This is a genomic window from Micromonospora arida (genome assembly GCF_042873195.1).
Classification (GTDB): Bacteria; Actinomycetota; Actinomycetes; order Mycobacteriales; family Micromonosporaceae; genus Micromonospora; species Micromonospora arida.
Genome location: NZ_JBIALC010000001.1, coordinates 503,038 through 520,560, shown reverse-complemented (window position 1 = coordinate 520,560; position 17,523 = coordinate 503,038). Strand labels below are relative to the sequence as shown.

Annotated in this window: 17 protein-coding genes; 15 read left to right on the top strand and 2 right to left on the bottom strand. The window is 71.3% G+C overall.

Translation table 11 applies throughout. From position 1 onward, the window contains the following. The first annotated feature begins 23 nt into the window (after nt 1–23). The 3 genes from ACFYP0_RS02620 (at nt 24) to ACFYP0_RS02610 (ending at nt 2,889) form a co-directional block, all read left to right on the top strand. Entirely contained in the window at nt 24–1,139 is a 1,116-nt protein-coding gene (locus tag ACFYP0_RS02620) for a M24 family metallopeptidase (protein WP_356977731.1), read from the top strand. After that, nucleotides 1,136–2,278, top strand: coding sequence for an acyl-CoA dehydrogenase family protein (locus tag ACFYP0_RS02615; RefSeq protein WP_355493569.1), 1,143 nt, complete (start codon nt 1,136–1,138; stop codon nt 2,276–2,278). The genes ACFYP0_RS02620 and ACFYP0_RS02615 overlap by 4 nt, the downstream gene beginning before the upstream one ends. A gap of 104 nt (nt 2,279–2,382) precedes the next feature. Continuing rightward, the gene (locus ACFYP0_RS02610; protein ID WP_112732312.1) at nt 2,383–2,889 is read left to right on the top strand and encodes an Lrp/AsnC family transcriptional regulator; all 507 of its coding nucleotides are present in this window, start codon (nt 2,383–2,385) and stop codon (nt 2,887–2,889) included. Here the strand turns inward: ACFYP0_RS02610 and ACFYP0_RS02605 are convergent. Then, the gene (locus tag ACFYP0_RS02605) at nt 2,819–3,430 is read right to left on the bottom strand and encodes a histidine phosphatase family protein (RefSeq protein WP_124856788.1); all 612 of its coding nucleotides are present in this window, start codon (nt 3,428–3,430) and stop codon (nt 2,819–2,821) included. The two genes, ACFYP0_RS02610 and ACFYP0_RS02605, sit on opposite strands and share 71 nt — an antisense overlap. 157 nt (nt 3,431–3,587) lie before the next feature. Here ACFYP0_RS02605 and ACFYP0_RS02600 point away from each other — a divergent pair, with 157 nt between their 5' ends. From ACFYP0_RS02600 to ACFYP0_RS02575, 6 genes are all read left to right on the top strand, one after another. Then, nucleotides 3,588–3,782 (top strand): CsbD family protein, encoded by a 195-nt coding sequence (locus ACFYP0_RS02600; RefSeq protein WP_124856785.1) that lies wholly within the window; start codon nt 3,588–3,590, stop codon nt 3,780–3,782. 483 nt (nt 3,783–4,265) lie between these two features. Further along, on the top strand, nt 4,266–4,805 hold the full coding sequence (locus tag ACFYP0_RS02595) for an RNA polymerase sigma factor (protein WP_355493665.1): 540 nt from the start codon (nt 4,266–4,268) through the stop codon (nt 4,803–4,805). Continuing rightward, on the top strand, nt 4,802–5,818 hold the full coding sequence (locus ACFYP0_RS02590) for a hypothetical protein (protein ID WP_355493568.1): 1,017 nt from the start codon (nt 4,802–4,804) through the stop codon (nt 5,816–5,818). The genes ACFYP0_RS02595 and ACFYP0_RS02590 overlap by 4 nt, the downstream gene beginning before the upstream one ends. A 568-nt stretch (nt 5,819–6,386) precedes the next feature. Beyond that, nucleotides 6,387–7,046, top strand: a complete 660-nt coding sequence (locus ACFYP0_RS02585) for a polysaccharide deacetylase family protein (RefSeq protein ID WP_386994079.1) — start codon at nt 6,387–6,389, stop codon at nt 7,044–7,046. Nucleotides 7,047–7,313: 267 nt separating this feature from the next. After that, nucleotides 7,314–7,883, top strand: a complete 570-nt coding sequence (locus tag ACFYP0_RS02580; RefSeq protein WP_355493566.1) for an RNA polymerase sigma factor — start codon at nt 7,314–7,316, stop codon at nt 7,881–7,883. Further along, entirely contained in the window at nt 7,880–8,941 is a 1,062-nt protein-coding gene (locus tag ACFYP0_RS02575) for a hypothetical protein (RefSeq protein ID WP_355493565.1), read from the top strand. The genes ACFYP0_RS02580 and ACFYP0_RS02575 overlap by 4 nt, the downstream gene beginning before the upstream one ends. A 59-nt stretch (nt 8,942–9,000) precedes the next feature. Here the strand turns inward: ACFYP0_RS02575 and ACFYP0_RS02570 are convergent, their stop codons facing one another. After that, nucleotides 9,001–10,392 carry a KamA family radical SAM protein gene (locus tag ACFYP0_RS02570; RefSeq protein WP_124856774.1) on the bottom strand — a complete coding sequence of 464 codons (1,392 nt, stop codon included), beginning with the start codon at nt 10,390–10,392 and terminating at the stop codon, nt 9,001–9,003. 141 nt (nt 10,393–10,533) lie between these two features. Here ACFYP0_RS02570 and kdd point away from each other — a divergent pair, with 141 nt between their 5' ends. The 6 genes from kdd to ACFYP0_RS02540 are packed head-to-tail and all read left to right on the top strand — an operon-like array spanning nt 10,534 to nt 17,286. Next, a complete protein-coding gene (kdd, locus tag ACFYP0_RS02565; RefSeq protein WP_124856771.1) occupies nt 10,534–11,595 on the top strand; it encodes an L-erythro-3,5-diaminohexanoate dehydrogenase in 1,062 nt (353 codons plus the stop codon). Between the two features lie 4 nt (nt 11,596–11,599). Further along, nucleotides 11,600–13,165, top strand: a complete 1,566-nt coding sequence (locus ACFYP0_RS02560) for an amidohydrolase (protein ID WP_355493564.1) — start codon at nt 11,600–11,602, stop codon at nt 13,163–13,165. Beyond that, nucleotides 13,162–14,721: a lysine 5,6-aminomutase subunit alpha gene (gene kamD / locus ACFYP0_RS02555; protein WP_124856765.1), complete on the top strand. Its 1,560-nt coding sequence runs from the start codon at nt 13,162–13,164 to the stop codon at nt 14,719–14,721. The genes ACFYP0_RS02560 and kamD overlap by 4 nt, the downstream gene beginning before the upstream one ends. Then, nucleotides 14,718–15,503, top strand: coding sequence for a lysine 5,6-aminomutase subunit beta (gene kamE, locus ACFYP0_RS02550; RefSeq protein WP_124856763.1), 786 nt, complete (start codon nt 14,718–14,720; stop codon nt 15,501–15,503). Before kamD ends, kamE begins: the two co-directional genes overlap by 4 nt. Continuing rightward, nucleotides 15,500–15,907 carry a 3-aminobutyryl-CoA ammonia lyase gene (gene kal / locus ACFYP0_RS02545; protein ID WP_355493563.1) on the top strand — a complete coding sequence of 136 codons (408 nt, stop codon included), beginning with the start codon at nt 15,500–15,502 and terminating at the stop codon, nt 15,905–15,907. The genes kamE and kal overlap by 4 nt, the downstream gene beginning before the upstream one ends. A 41-nt stretch (nt 15,908–15,948) precedes the next feature. Continuing rightward, on the top strand, nt 15,949–17,286 hold the full coding sequence (locus tag ACFYP0_RS02540; protein WP_386994075.1) for a glutamate mutase L: 1,338 nt from the start codon (nt 15,949–15,951) through the stop codon (nt 17,284–17,286). Nucleotides 17,287–17,523: the final 237 nt, after the last annotated feature.

Sequence of the window (17,523 nt, the reverse complement as noted above, 5' to 3'; positions counted from 1 at the left end):
CAAACGACCGTTAAGCTGACGGGGTGGGAATCGACGAGCTGTATCCACCGGACCGGTTGATCGCGGCGCAGCGCGCGACGGCCGCCGCCGGCCTGGACGCCCTGCTGCTCACACCCGGCTCCGACCTGCGGTACCTGACCGGGTACGACGCCCACGCGGGGGAGCGACTGACCTGCCTGGTGCTGCCCGCCGAGGGTGAGCCGACCCTCGTCGTGCCCCGGCTCGAACGCCCGGCCGCCGAGGCGTCCCCCGCGCCGGCGACCGGAGTGCGCATCGTCGACCACGTCGACGGCACCGACCCGTACCCCCTGGTCGTCGCCGCCCTCGACGGCCGGGTCGCGGCGGTCGGGCTCGCCGACCGGATGTGGGCCGAGCAGGTCCTCGGCCTGCGCGCGGCGTTGCCCGACGCCGCGCAACGGCTCGCCGGGGAGGTGCTGCGCGAGTTGCGGATCCGCAAGTCCCCGGCAGAGGTCGCGGCGCTCGCCGAGGCCGGCGCGGCGATCGACGAGGTGCACCTGCGGATGGGCGAGTGGCTGCGCCCCGGCCGCACCGAGGCCGAGGTCGCCACCGACATCGCCGCGGCGATCCGCGCCGTCGGGCACGTCACCGTCGACTTCGTCATCGTGGCGGCCGGGCCGAACGGGGCCAGCCCGCACCACGGCACCTCGGACCGGCCGATCGGCGTCGGCGAGCCGGTGGTGGTCGACATCGGCGGCACGATGGCGTCGGGCTACCGCTCGGACTGCACCCGCACCTATGTGGCGGGCGGGTCGGCGCCGGCCGACTTCCTGGACTACTACGCGGTACTGTGCGACGCCCAGCGCGCCGCCGTCGCGGCGGTGCGGCCCGGGATCACCGGCGCGGCGGCCGACGACGCGGCCCGGGCGCCGATCGCCGGCGCCGGCTACGGTGCCGCGTTCCTGCACCGCACCGGCCACGGCATCGGTCTGGACGGGCACGAGGAGCCGTACCTGGTGGCCGGCAACGACCGACCCCTCGAGGCCGGCATGGCGTTCTCCATCGAACCGGGCATCTACCTGGCGGGCAGGCACGGCGCCCGCATCGAGGACATCGTCGTCTGCACAACGGACGGCGTGCAACGGCTCAACACCACCCCCACGGAGCTCATCGCGCTATGACTGTCGACCGGATCCTCCCCACCGACGAGGCCCACGACCTGCTGGGTCTCGCCACCGAGCTCGCCGACGGCGAGCTCGCGCCGAAGGCCGCAGCCTTCGAGGAACGCGCCGAGTTTCCCCGGGAGGTGCTGCGCACGCTGGGCCGCGCCGGCCTGCTCGGCCTGCCCTACCCCGAGGAGTACGGCGGCGCGGCGCAGCCGTACGAGGTGTACCTGCAGGTGCTGGAGGTCCTGGCCAGCCGTTGGCTCGCGGTCGCCGAGGCGGTCAGCGTGCACACCCTGTCCTGCTACCCGGTGGCGGCGTTCGGCAGCGACGAGCAGCGCAAGCTGCTGCCGGACATGCTCGGTGGCGAGTTGCTGGGCGCGTACTGCCTCTCCGAGCCGCAGGGTGGCTCGGACGCGGCGGCCCTGACCACCCGGGCGGATCGCGACGGCGACGCGTACCTGGTCTCCGGCACCAAGGCGTGGATCACCCACGCCCGCACGGCCGACTTCTACAACGTCTTCTGCCGCACCGGCGGACCCGGTCCGAAGGGGATCTCCTGCCTGCTCGCCGACGCGGGCACGGCCGGCATCACCCCGCAGGCGGCCGAGCGGACGATGGGGCTGCGCGCCTCACCAGTGGCGCAGATCGCCTTCGACGAGGCGCGGGTGCCGGCCGACCGGTTGATCGGCGGCGAGGGGATGGGCTTCACCATCGCGATGTCCGCGCTGGACTCCGGCCGGCTGGGCATCGCGGCGTGCGCGGTCGGGCTGGCCCAGGCCGCGCTGGACTACGCGGTCTCCTACGCCCGGGAGCGCCAGCAGTTCGGGCGCTCCATCATCGACTTCCAGGGGCTGGGCTTCATGCTCGCCGACGCGGCCACCCAGATCTCCGCCGCCCGCGCGCTGACCCTGGCGGCGGCCCGGCTGCGCGACGCCGGCCGCCCGTACTCGATCGAGGCGGCCAAGGCGAAGCTGTTCGCCACCGACATGGCAATGCGGGTGACCACCGACGCGGTGCAGGTGCTCGGCGGCGCGGGTTACGTGGCCGACCACCCGGTGGAGCGGTACATGCGTGAGGCGAAGGTGTTGCAGATCGTGGAGGGCACCAACCAGATCCAACGGATGGTGATCTCCCGGGCCCTCGCCAAGGGCTGACGGCGCCACGTGGTGGGGCTGCGGTGGGTGCGTCACGGCCCACCGCGGTCCGCCACTCGGGTACCTCGTCGCCGTGGAACGGATTTCCCGGTAGGTTGCACGCCGTGGAGGAGATCGACCGCGCTATCGTCGCCGCGCTGACCGCCGACGGCCGTCTGTCGTACACCGACCTGGCCGAGCGGGTGGGGCTGTCGGTGTCCGCCGTGCACCAGCGGGTCCGTCGGCTGGAGCAGCGCGGGGTGATCAAGGGGTACGCCGCCCGGGTGTCGTTCGAGGCGCTGGACCTGCCGCTCACCGCTTTCGTGGCGATCCGCCCGTTCGATCCGTCGCAGCCGGACGACGCCCCGGAACGGCTGGCCCACCTGCCGGAGATCGACTCCTGCTACTCGGTGGCGGGGGAGGACTTCTACCTGCTGCTGGTGCGGGTGGCCAGCCCCACCGACCTGGAGCGGGTGCTCCAGGAGATCCGCACCTCGGCGAACGTCACGACCCGGACGACAGTGGTGTTGTCAACGCCGTACGAGAACCGGCCGCCGAAGATCAGCTCTGCGGCACCGAGTCGGTCGCGGTCCCGGGTGCCGGAGGAGCCGGCTGGTTCCACCGCAGGATGACCTGCCGGCCGTGTTCGTGACCGAGCGCGCTGACCGTGGCGGTCTCCAGGCGTAGCCGCCCGCCGGCGGACGGGGGCAGGCCGATCCAGCGGGCACCGAGCACCCGCAGGCTGTGCGCGTGCCCGACCAGCGCGACGGTGCCTCGGTCGAGCAGCGGGGTGACGCGGGCCAGCACCCGGTCGAGCCGCTCGCCCACCTGCGCGGGGGACTCCCCGCCGGGGCAGCCGTCGGTCCAGATGTTCCAGTGCGGATCGTCGTCGTGGATGTCGACGGTGGTACGGCCCTCGTACTCGCCGTAGTTCCACTCGCTGAGGTCCTCGTCGACGGCGTCGACGGTGAGCCCGGCCAGCTGCGCGGTGCGCAGCGCCCGGGAGCGGGGACTGCTCAGCACGGTGACGAAGCGCCGGCCGGCCAGGAACGCGGCCAGGGTGCGGGCCTGTCGCTCGCCGTCGGGGGTCAGCTCCAGGTCGGTGTACGAGGTGTGCCGCAGGCTGGCGCTCCAGGTGGTCTCGCCGTGTCGGATCAGCAGGAGCTCTCCCATGCGGTCAGTTAACCATCGTGGGGCGTCACCGACAGGCGACCCTTTCACTACCTATCTTCCTAGGATGCCTTAGCCGGTGTGCCGACCGGCACCGCCGGTTTCGGCACCCGGAGACCGGGCAAGCAAGCCGGGACAACCGCCAGACCGAGGAGGCGCGATGAGCTTCACCGAGAAGGCAAAGAACAAGGTTGAGCAGATGGCCGGCGCCGCGAGGGAGCGCGTCGGCGACATGACCGACAACGAGCGGATGCGTGGCGAGGGCGCCAGCCAGGAGAGCGACGCGCGCGCCAAGCAGGCCGGTCAGAACGTCAAGGACGCTGGTCGCAACATGAAGGACTCCTTCACGAAGTGACCTGAGCGGTCCACGGGTCCCCGGGCGCACCGTCGCTCGGGGACCCGTCGTGCTTCGTTCCCTGTCGCAAAACCCCTGCTCCGTCGATCATGGAGTTGTGGTGGGGGACCAAGCGCCCTTGACCACCCAAACCAGGCGCCACAAGCCCATAATCGACGCTCTTAGGGCCTTCCCGGCCCTCACGTCTCGCCGATCTTGCACTTTCGGTTGCGGCATTTGGGGCAGACCGTGGTCCTGGTACTGCTGGTGGGGCACGGACGGTCGGCGCGGTGGCCGTGGCGACCCAGGCCGACATCGTTGGGGCCAGACGGTTCTGGTAGGCGGCGTCGTGAACCCGGTCGCGCTCTGCGGGCATAAACAGGTGTGAGCGCAACGTACGAAGCGAGGGATGTTTCTTTGGGTGAGCCGGCCGGCCCTCGATCGGAGCGGCCTCCACCGGCGCAGCTCGTGGCACCGTCGCAGCTAGTGGGCGATGACGTGTTGATGCGCGAGTCGGTCGAGTGTCCGGAGCGGTTCGCGACGCTGTTCGACCGGCATGCTGTGGCCGTTCACCGGTATCTGGCGCGTCGGGTCGGTGGCGCGGCGGACGACCTGCTGGCTGAGACGTTTCTGATCGCGTTCAGGCGGAGGTCGACTTATCGGTCGCAGGGCGTTGATCCGCGGGCCTGGCTGTACGGCATCGCGACGAACGTGCTGCACCGACAGTCGCGGCAGGAGGAGCGCCGCTACCGCATGTTGGCCCGGTTGGTCGCCACCACCAGCGATGTGATGTCGAGCGACGATGAAGCCGTCGAGCGGGCGGACGCGCAGGCCCTTCGCCAGCAGTTGGCTGTGGCTCTGGCGCGGTTGAAGCGTGGGGACCGGGACGTGTTGTTGCTGACGGCGTGGGCCGGGTTGTCCTACGTCGAGATCGCTGCGGTGCTCTCCATACCTGTTGGCACTGTCCGGTCCCGGCTGAACCGGGCCCGACGCCTGACTCGTGAATCTCTCAGCTCAGCGATGATCGACGAGGAGTTGCTATGAACGATCTCGAATTGCTGCGCGAGCATGGTCCGGACGCGCCACCGGTGTCTTCGGCGGCCCTGTTCAGTGCTCGTCATCGATTGATGGCCGAGATGGGCCCGGCTGCGCCAGCCCGCCGTCAGTGGGGCTGGAGACGCGCAAGCTGGGCGCTTCAACATCGACGGGTTGGCCTCGGCTTCGCCGTTGCTGTCGTGGTCACCGCGGCGGCTGGCGGTTCATTCGCGTTGTCGGAGCATCGCGCGCCGGCCGGCCGGCCGACGGGCGTGCAACTCGTGGCGTTCGACGCGCCGGTGTATCCCATCGGGTTGCGTCCTCGCCCCGCTGGCCTGGCGGCGCCGACCTTCAGTGGCGGCGTTGCCCGCGACGAGCAGGGCAACGACCGGCAGGTGATGACGGCGGTCTTCCGGGCGACTGATGGCGTCAGCGATGTCTACCTCGGCGTCGGCGATCGGTATGTGCCCCAGGACGCGCCTGAGCGGATTCGATCCGTCTCGTTGCAGGGCGTACCCGGCTTCGTGGTCGAACATGATGCGCAGTCCGGCACGTCGGTGGTGCTGAGTTGGCAGCGCCGGCCTGGCGAGTGGGTCACGCTCACCGGCCATGGTCGCTTCGGCAGTGAAGCGGCGGTTCGGGCGCTGGCCGCGACCGTGGCGGATGATGCCCAGCCGGTGCCGTTGCAGGTGCGTCTCGCTCCAGCGGGCTGGCGGTTGTCGGCCTTCAAGGACAACAAGATCGTGACCCTGCGCGCCCCCGACTCCGTCGAGGAACTCAGCGTCAATCTCGTCGGGGCTCCCGAGAGAGATCTGATGGGCTTGGTAAGTGGCGCGAAGCGGGTTAGCACGGTGCAGGTCAACGGCAGGGTAAGCGACCTGGTGCAGACGCTCAACGGGTGGTTCCTGCAGGTTCCGCTGCCCGACGGGACCGCCTTCCACCTTCAGGCACCAGCGATGTTGACTGGCGAACAGGTCGTGGCCGTTGGCACCCAAGTCATCGTCACACCGCACGGTCGGTGAAGCGCCGCGGCCGGCCGGGGCCACGGCCCCCGCCGATCTGCGCCCGACCTGATCGCCGCTGAGTGGCGGCAGCCACTGCTGTCGCAGACAGGCGCATCGGGGGTGGTGACGAGATGGGATCGACGCCGGCGGGAATCAGACTCCGTGGATCCACACGCAACTCCTTCATCGCGGCCCCGAACACCACCATCAACGAGGAAGAGACGGTGCGGAAAACTCAGCGCAAGTGCAAGATCGGCGAGACAGGGGCGGGGCGCGGGCGGGGCAGTGAGGGTGGCTCGCGTTTGGGATGATCGGCAGCGTGATTCGCGCTCGGTTTCGTCCCTTGTGGTGTGGCGTACTCGCGGTGGTGGCCGTTGTCGGCGGTGCCGCGTGTACGGCGTCCCGGGTGCCACCGCCGGACCGGCCCGTCTTCGTCGGGTCGTCGGCCTCGTCCACCCCTGCCGGTGCCTCTTCGGCGGTGCCGTCGACGGGTGTTACTCCGGGGGTGCCGTCGGCCAGCGTCTCGTCGCCGCCGGTGGTTGCCACGGTGCCGGGTGCGACGCCTATCGGGACCAGGGCGCCAGTGGTGGATCACGGGCCGCGCACCGGTGCCAGGGTCGCGCTGACCTTCGACGCGGACATGACCGACGGGATGTTGGCCAGCCTGCGGGCCGGCCGGGTGAAGTCGTACGCGAACCTGCGCATCCTCGACCTGCTGGAGCGGGAGCAGGTGCCGGCGACGTTCTTCCTGACCGGCAAGTGGGTCAAGCGGTATCCGGACGTGACCCGGCGGATCGCGGGCAACCCGCGCTTCGAGTTGGCCAACCACACCTACGGGCACGCGGCGTTCACCGCCGACTGTTACGATCTGCCCCGGCTGCCGGTCGACAAGCTGGCCGGCGATGTGGCGAAGACGTTCGAGGTGATCGCGCCGTACGGGGGTCGGCAGACCCGGTACTTCCGGTTTCCGGGTTTGTGCCACGACGCGGCGGCGTTGGACGCGTTGGCACCGTTGGGTGTGACGGTGGTCGACGGGGACGTCGTCAGCGGGGATCCATTCGCGACGGCGTGGAAGCCGTTGGTGCGGGCGGTGTTGGACCACGTTCGCCCCGGCTCAATCGTGATCATGCATGTGACCGAGGCGAACGCGGCGATGACCGATGAGGCGTTGCCGCACATCCTGGCCGGGCTGCGTGAGCGGGGGCTGGTGGCGGCGCCGTTGTCCGAGGTGCTGGCCGGCGGCTGAGGCGACCGAGGCAGCCAGGGGCATCACGCTCGTTCCGCGTCGACCCGTGCACTCTCGTCGTCGCGGCGGGTGGACCGCCGGGCGTCGGTTACCAACACCAGCAGTGGTGGGCGCTCGTCGGCGGTTCGTGGTGTTCCCGGGTTGAGGATTCCGCTGAGGGAGCGCCGTAGGTGGTTGTCGGCTGCGCCGGCAGCTGTTGGGGCCCAGCGTTGCGAGGTGGGTTTCGAGGGCTGTCACGGTTGAGGCCCCACCGGACATGGAGTGGATGTGAGCTCCGGCATTGAGTACTACGAGGACCGCTTCCGGCGCGTCTATCTTGAGCACTTCGAGCCGTTGTTGGCGTACGCGCTGCGGCGCGTCGCGCATCCCGAGGACGGGGCCGACGTCGTCGCGGAGACCTTCCTGGTGGCCTGGCGGCGCAGGCATGACATTCCGGCCGACGGTGAAGCTCGGCTCTGGCTGTACGGCGTGGCCCGGCGGGTGCTGGCCAATCATCACCGGGGTGGGGTTCGCCGGCAGCGGCTGGGTGAACGGCTGCGTGAGCAGATCGCCGTCGTGGTGGCCGCTGATCCGGGCAGTGAGGTGCCTGAGCGGCTCGCTGTCCAGGCGGCGTTGGCGGGTCTGGGTGAGCTGGACCGCGAGGTGTTGATGCTGACCGTGTGGGAGGGCTTGCAGCCGCGCGAGGTGGCCGCGGTTCTCGGGGTCGGTCCCGCCGTGGTGCGGACACGGTTGTCGCGTGCGCGGGCCAGGCTGCGCGAACTGGTCGGTGACGACCTCGGGCCGCCTGGACATGTACTCGACGTGCTGACCACAGCCACCCGGAAGGAGCAGAGATGACCGAGGAACACCTTGACCGGCTGGTTCGAGAGGCCGATCCCGCTCGGTTGGACCTCGTCGGACAGCTCGACGGGGTGAAGCAGACGCTCCTGGGGGAGATCATGGCCGAGTCGACGCTCGGTCGGTTCGTGGAACCACCGCGACGGCAACCGAGAGCGCGTCGCTTGGCTGGTGTGGCGGCGGCGGTCGTGGTCCTTGCCGGCGTCCTGGCCGTGTCTGTTCTGCCGCGCGAGCCCGAAGAGGTCGGGGAGGTGGCTTCCACTCCCAGCGCCGGTGCTCCGGTCGTCTACTCGCCGGTGGCGATGCGGGCCGCGGAGAAGAATCCGCGGCTGCTGATCAACCGGCCCGGCTGGAAGGCGACCAACGTGTCCGGGTTCACCCAGGAGACGGGCACCATCACGTTCCGCAACGGTGGACGCGAGTTGGAGTTCGACTGGTATCCGGCTGACGGTTACGCCGACCGTTACGCCGACCGGCTCACCGTCAGTCGTCCGAAGGCTGTGCAGGTCGATGGCTGGCCGGGTGACCAGTTCGAGTATTCCGCCAGCGACTTCGAGGTGTTGCTCCGTCCCCGTGACGGGGTCTTCGTCGAGTTGCGTACCGGGGGTGACTGGTCCCGGAACGACTTCGCGCGGGTCCTGGCGAACGTCGTCCGGGTGGATGCGCGTACGTGGTTGGGCGCTCTTCCGCCGGAGATCGTCACTCCCGAGCGGGCGCTGGAGCGGGCGGCCGGGGTGCTCGTGGACGTGCCGCTCCCGCCGGGCTTCGACGTCGCGGCGCTGGTTGACGTCGGCATCAACGATCCCTACCAGTTCGGTGCCGCTGTCACGTCGCGGGTGGGTTGCGGGTGGATCGCGGAGTGGCAGCGGGCGAGGGCGAGCGGGGACGAGGCTGGGGTGCGGCGGGCCGTCGAGGCGCTGCGGAGCAGCCACGGGTGGCGGGTGCTGCGGGACATGGACAAGGCTGGCGACTGGCCGGAGGTGTTCTGGGAGTACGCCGACGAGATCGCGGCCGGGAAGCTGCGGGCCAGTTATTCGCAGGGTCTGGGCTGCGCCTGACCACGGAGTGCGCGACACCCCCGGGAGCTGGGCTTCCCGGGGGTGTCGTCGTCGGTGGGTCAGTCGTTGCGGTGGTCGTGCCACCACTGCTGGCCGTCGGCGGGCAGGGTGTCGATCGGGTCGTAGTAGGCGTAGCGCTTGTTGAGCGCTTCCAGGTCGGCGGATTCGATGGAGGTGCGGTAGTTCTTCGTCCAGTAGGAGATGCCGCGCTCACGGTCGTAGTCGGTGAGCATGTGCACCCAGCGCTTACCGACGAAGGGGACGTCGCAGACGATGCGGGGGGTGGCGTAGCCGGGGAGGTAGCCCATGATGTCGTGCTGGAGTTGCTGGGCGTGCCAGACCGGGACCCGCCAGTGTTCGGCGTTGGGGATCATGTCGCACATGTAGAAGTAGTACGGCAGGATCCCGGCTTCGCCCTGGAGGGCGAAGCAGAGGTCGAGCAGTTCCGGGGTGGTGGCGTTGACGCCGCGCATGAGGACGCCCTGGTTGCGGACGTCGCGGACGCCGACGTCGAGGGCGGTCTGGGCGGCCTTGGCGACCAGTGGGGTGAGGGACTGGGCGTGGTTGACGTGGGTGTGGATGGCGAGGTTGACGCCGCGGCGGGCGGCGGTGCGGGCCACCCGCTCCAGGCCCTCGACGACGTCGGGCTGCAGCCAGTGTTGGGGCAGGCCCATGAGGGCCTTGGTGGCGAGCCGGATGTCGCGGACCGTCTCCAGTTCCAGCAGGCGCATGAGGTACGACTCGAGGTTGCGCCAGGGGACGTTGGCCACGTCGCCGCCGGAGACGACCACGTCGCGTACGCCGGGGTGGGCCTTGAGGTAGGCGATGTGGGCGTCGTAGCGGTCGACGGGCTTGAGGGTGAGTTTGAGTTTGTCGACGGCGGGGGTGGAGTTGCCGACGAGGTCCATGCGGGTGCAGTGCCCGCAGTACTGGGGGCAGGTGGAGAGCAGCTCGGCGAGGACCTTGGTGGGGTAGCGGTGGGTGAGCCCTTCGGCGACCCACATGTCGTGCTCGTGGAGGCTGTCGCGGCTGGCGTAGGGGTGTGAGGGCCAGTCGGTGCGTCGGTCGGAGGCGACCGGGATCATGTAGCGGCGGATGGGGTCGGCGAGCAGCGCCTCGGTGGTGAGGGTCGCGAACGGCACCATCGTGTTGATCATTTGTGGTGGCACCAGCATGGACATGGTGGCCAGGGCCAACTGGTCGGCCTCGAGGTCGGCGTAGAAGGTCTCGTCGATCAGGTCACCGAAGACGGCTCGGAGCTGCTTGATGTTCTTGACGCAGTTGACGCGCTGCCACTGGGCGGATTCCCACTGGTCGCGGGTGACGTGGCGCCAGCCGGGGAAACGGGTCCAGTCGGGTTCGACCAGGGGGCGGCGGTGGTACTCGTAGGGCTGCCCGGCGGTCGGTGTGGCGGCCGGGACGTGACGGGGGTGCGGGATGGTCTGGGTCACGGCCCCTCCTCGGTGTTGCGGCTGATCATCGAAGCCCGAAGGCTACTGGAAAATATTCGGTACAGAAACTAGTCTGCCGTAAGTTTTCCCGTTACGCGAGCCTTGACCGGGGCTTCGGACGGCTGGCAGGGGGAGGTTGGCGTGACGTCACCGGTGGGACTGCACCGCGTCGTGCAACCGGCGGGAGTGCTGCCGCAGGCGGCCTGGCGCCTGGACACGTCGGCGGCGATCGCGCCGAACGAGGTGCGGATCCGGGTGCAGCGGCTCAACCTGGACGCGGCGAGCTTCCGGCAGTTGTCGGAGAAGCACGGCGGGGACGGTGACGCGGTCCGCGCCGAGGTGCTGGAGATCATCGCGACCCGGGGGAAGATGCAGAACCCGGTGACCGGGTCGGGCGGGATGCTGATCGGCACTGTCGAGGAGGCCGGTCGGCGGTCCCCGCTGGGGCTCCGGGCGGGGGAGCGGGTCGCCACCCTGGTGTCGTTGACGTTGACGCCCCTGGTGATCACCGATGGGTTGGCCCGCTGGGACGGGCGCAGCGAGCAGGTGCCCTGTGACGGCTGGGCGATCCTGTTCGCGCGCTCCATCGCCGCGGTGCTGCCCGACGACGAGGACCCGCAGTTGTCCCTCGCCGTGCTGGACGTGTGCGGGGCGCCCGCGCTGACCGCCCGGGTGGTGTCGCGCTACGTCGAGGATCGTCGGCGTACCGGTGATCCGACGCCGGTGCGGGTCGCGGTGATCGGTGGGGCCGGTAAGAGCGGGTCGTTGTCTCTCGCGGCGGCGCGACGGGCGGGCGCCGCCCGTACGGTCGGGGTGGTGCCGGTGGCGGCGGAGCGCGACGCGCTGACGGCCGCCGGTCTGGCTTCGGTGGTGGCGTTGGCCGACGCGCGCGACCCGGTGGGGTTGTCCACGGCGGTGACCACCGCGCTGGGGGTGCCGGCGGACGTGACGGTGGTCTGCGTGGACGTGCCGGGCTGTGAGCACGGGGCGGTGCTGGCCACCGCGGACGGCGGCACGGTGATCTTTTTCTCGATGGCGACGAGCTTCTCCGCGGCCGCGTTGGGCGCGGAGGGGCTGGCGGCGGACGTGACGATGCTGGTGGGCAACGGGTACGTGCCGGGGCACGCGGAGTTGGCGCTGGGGCTGCTGCGGGCCGAGCCGGGGGTGCGTCAGCTGTTCGCGGCGCGGGTCGCGGCAGACTGAGGTCATGACGAACCCCTCGACGTTGTATCGCGGCGGCGTGCTGCACTGCCCCGCCGACCCGAGCGCCACCGCGCTGCTGGTGTCCGGTGGGCGGATTGCCTGGTTGGGGACCGACGGTGACGCGCCGCCGGCCGACCGGGTGGTGGACCTGGGCGGGGCGTTGGTGACGCCGGCGTTCGTCGACGCGCATGTGCACGCCACCGACACCGGGTTGGCGTTGTCCGGGTTGTCGTTGTCCGGCGTGCGCTCGGCGGGGCAGCTGCTCGACGCGGTGGCGGGGTTCGCGGCGGGTCTGCCGGCGGACGCGGTGGTGCTCGGGCACGGCTGGGACGAGTCGGGTTGGTCGGATCCGACGTTGCCGGACGCCGCGGCGCTGGACCGGGCGGCCGGTGGTCGGCGGGTGTATCTGTCGCAGGCGTCGATCCACTCGGCGTTGGTGTCGTCGGCGTTGCTGGCGGCGTGCCCGCAGGCGGCGCTGGCGGCCGGGTACGACGCGTCGGGCTGGTTGCGGCGTGACGCGCACCACGTGGTGCGGGCGGCCGCGCAGGCGTCGGTGAGTCGGGCGCAGCGGGTCGCGGCGCAGCGGGTGGCCCTGGCCCACGCGGCGTCGTTGGGGATCGCGGCGGTGCACGAGTGTGGTGGCCCGGAGATCTCCGACGAGGAGGACTTCACCGGTCTGCTGGGCATCTCCGGCGCGGGGTTGCCGGAGGTGTACGGGTACTGGGGTGAGTTGGGTGGTGCGGCGCGGGCCCGGGAGTTGGGCGCGGTCGGCGCCGGTGGGGACCTGTTCGCCGACGGGGCGTTGGGCTCGCGCACGGCGCACGTGTCGCAGCCGTACGGCGACGGTGACGGCTGCGGGCACGGGTACCTGTCGGTCGAGCAGGTGCGCGATCACCTGCTGGACTGCGCGGCGCACGGCATACAGGGCGGGTTCCACGCCATCGGTGACGCGGCGATCGGCACCGTCCTCGACGGGTTCGCGGCGGCGGCGCGGACGGTGGGGGTGGAGCGGTTGCGGGCGGCCCGGCACCGCATCGAACACGCGGAGATCATGAGCAAGGCGTTGATCGCGCGGTTCGTGGAGTACGGGGTGGTGGCGAGTATGCAGCCGGCGTTCGACCGGTTGTGGGGTGGCGCGGGCCGGATGTATGAGACGCGGTTGGGGTTGGACCGGTCGTTGGAGTCGAACCCGATGGGTGCGATGCATTCGGTGGGGGTGGCGTTGGCGTTCGGGTCGGATTCGCCGGTGACGCCGCTGGACCCGTGGGGGTCGGTGCGGGCGGCGGTGGCGCACCACAACCCGGCGCAGCGGATGGGTGTGCGTTCGGCGTTCGCGGCGCACAGCCGGGGCGGGTGGCGGGCGGTGCACCTGGACGTCGAAGGGGTCCTGGCGTTGGGTGCGCCGGCGACCTTCGCGGTGTGGTCGACGCCGGCGGGGGTGGAGCGGGGTCTGCCGGTGTTGCAGGCCGAGGATCCGGAGGCGCGGGGTCCGGACGACCCGACGCCGCTGCCGGTGTGCCGGCGCCTGGTGCTGCGCGGTGAGGTCATCTACGAGGAAGGGTCATCATGACCGGGAAGCTTGATCTTGATCCGGTGCTGGTGGCGCGGGCGCGGGAGTTGGCGCGTCGGGCCGGGCAGCCGGTGGTGGACCTGGCACGCAGCCACACCACCGTGTCGGTGGAGCGGGCGGTGCTGCGGTTGGCCGGGGTGACCGGCGCCGACCCGGACGGCATTCCGTGGGTGAACCGGCTCGTCGACGCGGTTGCCGCGGACGTGGGGTTGGGTCACGGGGTGGCGGTGCCGGTGTTCGACGCCCTGGTCCGTGAGGGCAGCACCGACGTGACGTTGCTGGCGCAGAAGGCCGCGGCCGGGTCGGTGCGGTTCACCCAACCCACCGGGCGGGCGGCCACGGCGGCCCGGTCGGCGGCGCGCAAGGCCGTCGGCGCGGGCATTCGGCGCATCGACCGGCGACGCGCCGAGCGGGACCGGCTGGTGAAGCGCCACGGTGACCCGGCGCAGCGGCCGTGGATCTACCTGATCGTCGCCACCGGCGACATCTACGAGGACATTCCGCAGGCGCAGGCGGCGGCGCGCGCCGGCGCGGACGTGATCGCGGTGATCCGCTCCACCGGGCAGTCGTTGCTGGACTACGTGCCCGAGGGCGCGACCCGGGAGGGGTTCGCCGGCACGTACGCCACCCAGGAGAACTTCCGGCTGATGCGCGCGGCGTTGGACGAGTCGTCGAAGGAGGTGGGCCGCTACGTGCGGTTGACCAATTACGCCTCCGGGTTGTGCATGCCGGAGATGGCGACCCTGGCCGGGTTGGAACGCCTCGACATGATGTTGAACGACTCGATGTACGGGATCCTGTTCCGCGACATCAACCCGGTGCGCACCTTCGTCGACCAGCGGTTCTCCCGGCAGGTGCACGCCCGGGCGGGGATCATCATCAACACCGGTGAGGACAACTACCTGACCACGGCCGACGCGGTCGACGAGGCGCACACGGTGACCGTGTCGCAGCTGCTCAACGAGTTCTTCGCGCACGAGGCGGGGTTGGCGGACTGGCAGTTGGGGTTGGGGCACGCGTTCGAGATCAACCCGGAGGTGCCGGAGTCGTTCCGGTTGGAGTTGGCGCACGCGTTGCTGGCCCGGGAGTTGTTCCCCGACGCGCCGTTGAAGTGGATGCCGCCGACGAAGCACATGACCGGTGACGTGTTCCGGGGCAACCTGCTCGACGGGTTCTTCAACCTGGCCGGCGCGCTGACCGGTCAGGGCATCCTGCTGGTGGGGATGATGACCGAGGCGGTGGTGACGCCGTGGTTGTCCGACCGGGACATCGCCCTGCAGAACGTGCGCTACGTCCTCGGCGCGGCCGGTGGGCTGCACGAGGACTTCGTACCGGCGCCGGGCGGGTTCATCCGCCGCCGCGCCAACCAGGTCCTCGGTGAGGCACTGGACCTGCTGGAGCGCATCGGGGAGCAGACGCTGCTCACGGCGATCGCCGAGGGCACCTTCGGGATCATGAAGCGGCCCGCGGACCGCGGCAAGGGCCTCGACGGGGTCGCCGCGCACGAGGCCGACTACTGCAACCCGGCCACCGACATTCTGGAGGCGGCGGCATGAGCGAGCACAGCGGCCAGCACGCCAGCGTGCCGACCGGCAAGGCGATCGTGCGTCCGTACGGGGACACCACCGGTGACGGCATGGTGCAGGTGTCGTTCACCCTGCCGGTGACCCACGACAAGCGCGCCGAGGGCGCGGCGGTGCAGTTGGCCAACAAGATGGGCATCGACCCGGCGATGGTGGTGCACGCCAAGCCGATGGGCGACGGGTTCACGTTCTTCGTCGTCTACGGGCGGGTCAACCACCTGGTCGACCTCAACGCTGTGCAGGTGGTGGAACGTGACTTCGCGCTGCTGTCGGCGAAGGACGTCAACACGGTGATCAAGCAGCGGTTGCGGCGCAAGCTGTCAGTGGTCGGGGCGTGCATCGGCACCGACGCGCACACCGTGGGCATCGACGCGATCCTCAACGTCAAGGGCATCGCGGGGGAGAAGGGCCTGGAGTACTACCGGGAGTTGAAGGTCACCAACATGGGCGCGCAGGTCAGCGTGCCGGAGCTGGTGGAGACCGCCCGGGCGGAGAAGGCCGACGCGGTGCTCGTGTCGCAGGTGGTCACCCAACGCGACGCGCACCTGCACAACACCCGGGAGATGTCGGCGGCGTTCCGGGAGGCGATGCCGGCGGGGCGGCGACCGCTGCTGATCGTCGGTGGTCCCCGCTTCGACGAGACGATGACCGACGAGTTGGGCGTGGACCGGATCTTCGGTCGGGGCACCACGCCCGGCGAGGTGGCCAGCTACCTCGTGCACGCCCTGATCACGCAACGGAAGGCAATGGCATGACCGACGCACGGCTCGGGTTGACGGTGACGCACCGGCGGTATGTGCCGTACTCGCACGCCCACTACGCCGGCAACCTCGTCGACGGGGCGTACGCCCTCGGGTTGTTCGGCGACGTCGCCACTGAGGTGTGCATCCGCACCGACGGCGACGAGGGCCTGTTCGCCGGCTACGCCGACGTGCGCTTCCACGCCCCCATCCACGCCGGGGACGTGGTCGAGGTCACCGCGCGGGTGTCGCGGGTGGGCACCCGCAGCCGCACCCTGGAGTTGAGCTGCGCGGTGGTGTGCCGGGGTCGCCCGGACCGCTCCGCGTCCGCCGCCGAGGTCCTCGACCCGCCGATCGTGGCGGTCACCGCGACCGGCACCGTGGTCGTCCCCGCCGCCAGAGTGAGTCGCGAGGAGTGAGCCGGGGTTGCGAGCCCCGCAGTCGCGAACAGGGAAGACCTGTGACCCTGGCGGTCTGCGCCGACGTCGGCTCCACGTACACGAAGGTGGCGGTGGTGGACCTGGCCGCCGGTGTCGTGGCCGGCGCGGCGTCGGCGCCCACCACGGTGGGCACCGACGTGCTGCACGGCCTGGACGCCGCGGTCGCGGCGGCCACCGCCGGGCTCGGCGTCCGCGACGTTCCCTGGTACGTGTGCTCGTCGGCCGGTGGTGGGCTGCGGCTGGCCGTGATCGGCTACGAGCCGCTGGTCACCGCGCAGGCCGGCCGGCGGGTCGGGTTGTCCGCGGGCGCGCACGTGGTGCACGTCGCGGCCGGGCGGCTCGGCGCCGCCGACCTGACGGCGTTGCGGGCGGCCCGCCCGGACGTGGTGCTGCTCGTGGGCGGCACCGACGGCGGCGACGCCGACACGATCACCCACAACGCCACCCGCCTGGCCCGGGCCCGGTGGCGCCGGCCCGTGGTGTACGCGGGCAACGCCGACGTACGCGAGCAGTTGACCGGGCTGCTGCGGGACGCGGGGGTGCCGGTCACCGACGCCGACAACGTCCTGCCGCGCATCGGGGTGCTCGCCCCGGCGTCGGCGCGGGCGGCGATCCGGGCGGTGTTCCTGCGCCACGTCATCGGCGGTAAACGACTGTCGCGGGGTGCCCGGTTCGCGCAGTTGGTGCGGGCGGCCACCCCCGACGCGGTGCTCACCGGTGTGGAGGTGCTCGCCGACACCCTCGGCGGCGACCTGGCCGTGGTCGACGTGGGTGGGGCCACCACCGACGTGTACTCGGTGCTCACGCCCGACGAGCGGGCCACCGGGCCGGGCCGGGAGGTCGCCGGCAGCCTGTGGCGGGCCCGCACCGTGGAGGGCGATCTGGGCATGCGGTGGAGCGCCCCCGGGGTCGTGCGGGCCGCCGTGGAGGAGCGGCTGCTCGCCGCCGACGAAGCCGACGACCTGGCCGCCGCGGCGGCGCGACGAGCGGCCGACCCGGCGTTCCTGGCCGTCGACGACGTCGAGCGGACCGTGGACCGGCGTATCGCCACCCTCGCCGCCACGGTGGCGCTGCGCCGGCACGCCCGGGGCGCCGCCACCGGTGAGCGGGCCGGGCGGGACCTGCGCGACGTGCGGATGCTGGTGGGCTCCGGTGGGGTGCTGCGGCACTCGCCGACGGACGTTTCCGGGCAGGTGCTGACGGCGGTCCTGGCCGACCACGCCGGCGGGTGGGCGCTGCCGCGCGCCGCCGCGGCGGTGGTCGACGCCGACTACGTGTTGGCCGCCGGAGGGCTGCTCGCCGAGGAGCACCGGGCGGCCGCGCAGGCGTTGCTGCGTCAGCATCTGCGTACGCATTGAGACTCGCCGACCCGACACGCCGTGTCGCAACACACGACAGGCCGGCTGCGGGTTGACAACCGACGGGGGTCGGCACGTACCGTCTTTGAGTCCTACCACGGGAAGCGGCTGTTGTTCGCTTCGTCCCTTCGTCCGCTGGCCGAGCGACATGTTTAGCGTCATCGTCGCGGCGGCCAGGTCCAGCGGGCGGGGGTCGGCGGGGCGGCGCGAACCGGCCGCGGTTACCGGTGTACGGGC

Excerpts from the sequence above, each read along its gene's own strand:
- ACFYP0_RS02600 (WP_124856785.1), top strand. The coding sequence starts at position 3,588 with ATGAGCTTCACCGAGAAGGCAAAGAACAAGGTTGAGCAGATGGCCGGC.
- kamE (WP_124856763.1), top strand. The coding sequence starts at position 14,718 with ATGAGCGAGCACAGCGGCCAGCACGCCAGCGTGCCGACCGGCAAGGCG.
- ACFYP0_RS02605 (WP_124856788.1), bottom strand. The coding sequence starts at position 3,430 with ATGGGAGAGCTCCTGCTGATCCGACACGGCGAGACCACCTGGAGCGCC.
- ACFYP0_RS02590 (WP_355493568.1), top strand. The coding sequence starts at position 4,802 with ATGAACGATCTCGAATTGCTGCGCGAGCATGGTCCGGACGCGCCACCG.
- kamD (WP_124856765.1), top strand. The coding sequence starts at position 13,162 with ATGACCGGGAAGCTTGATCTTGATCCGGTGCTGGTGGCGCGGGCGCGG.
- ACFYP0_RS02560 (WP_355493564.1), top strand. The coding sequence starts at position 11,600 with ATGACGAACCCCTCGACGTTGTATCGCGGCGGCGTGCTGCACTGCCCC.
- ACFYP0_RS02595 (WP_355493665.1), top strand. The coding sequence starts at position 4,266 with ATGCGCGAGTCGGTCGAGTGTCCGGAGCGGTTCGCGACGCTGTTCGAC.
- ACFYP0_RS02615 (WP_355493569.1), top strand. The coding sequence starts at position 1,136 with ATGACTGTCGACCGGATCCTCCCCACCGACGAGGCCCACGACCTGCTG.
- kal (WP_355493563.1), top strand. The coding sequence starts at position 15,500 with ATGACCGACGCACGGCTCGGGTTGACGGTGACGCACCGGCGGTATGTG.
- ACFYP0_RS02575 (WP_355493565.1), top strand. The coding sequence starts at position 7,880 with ATGACCGAGGAACACCTTGACCGGCTGGTTCGAGAGGCCGATCCCGCT.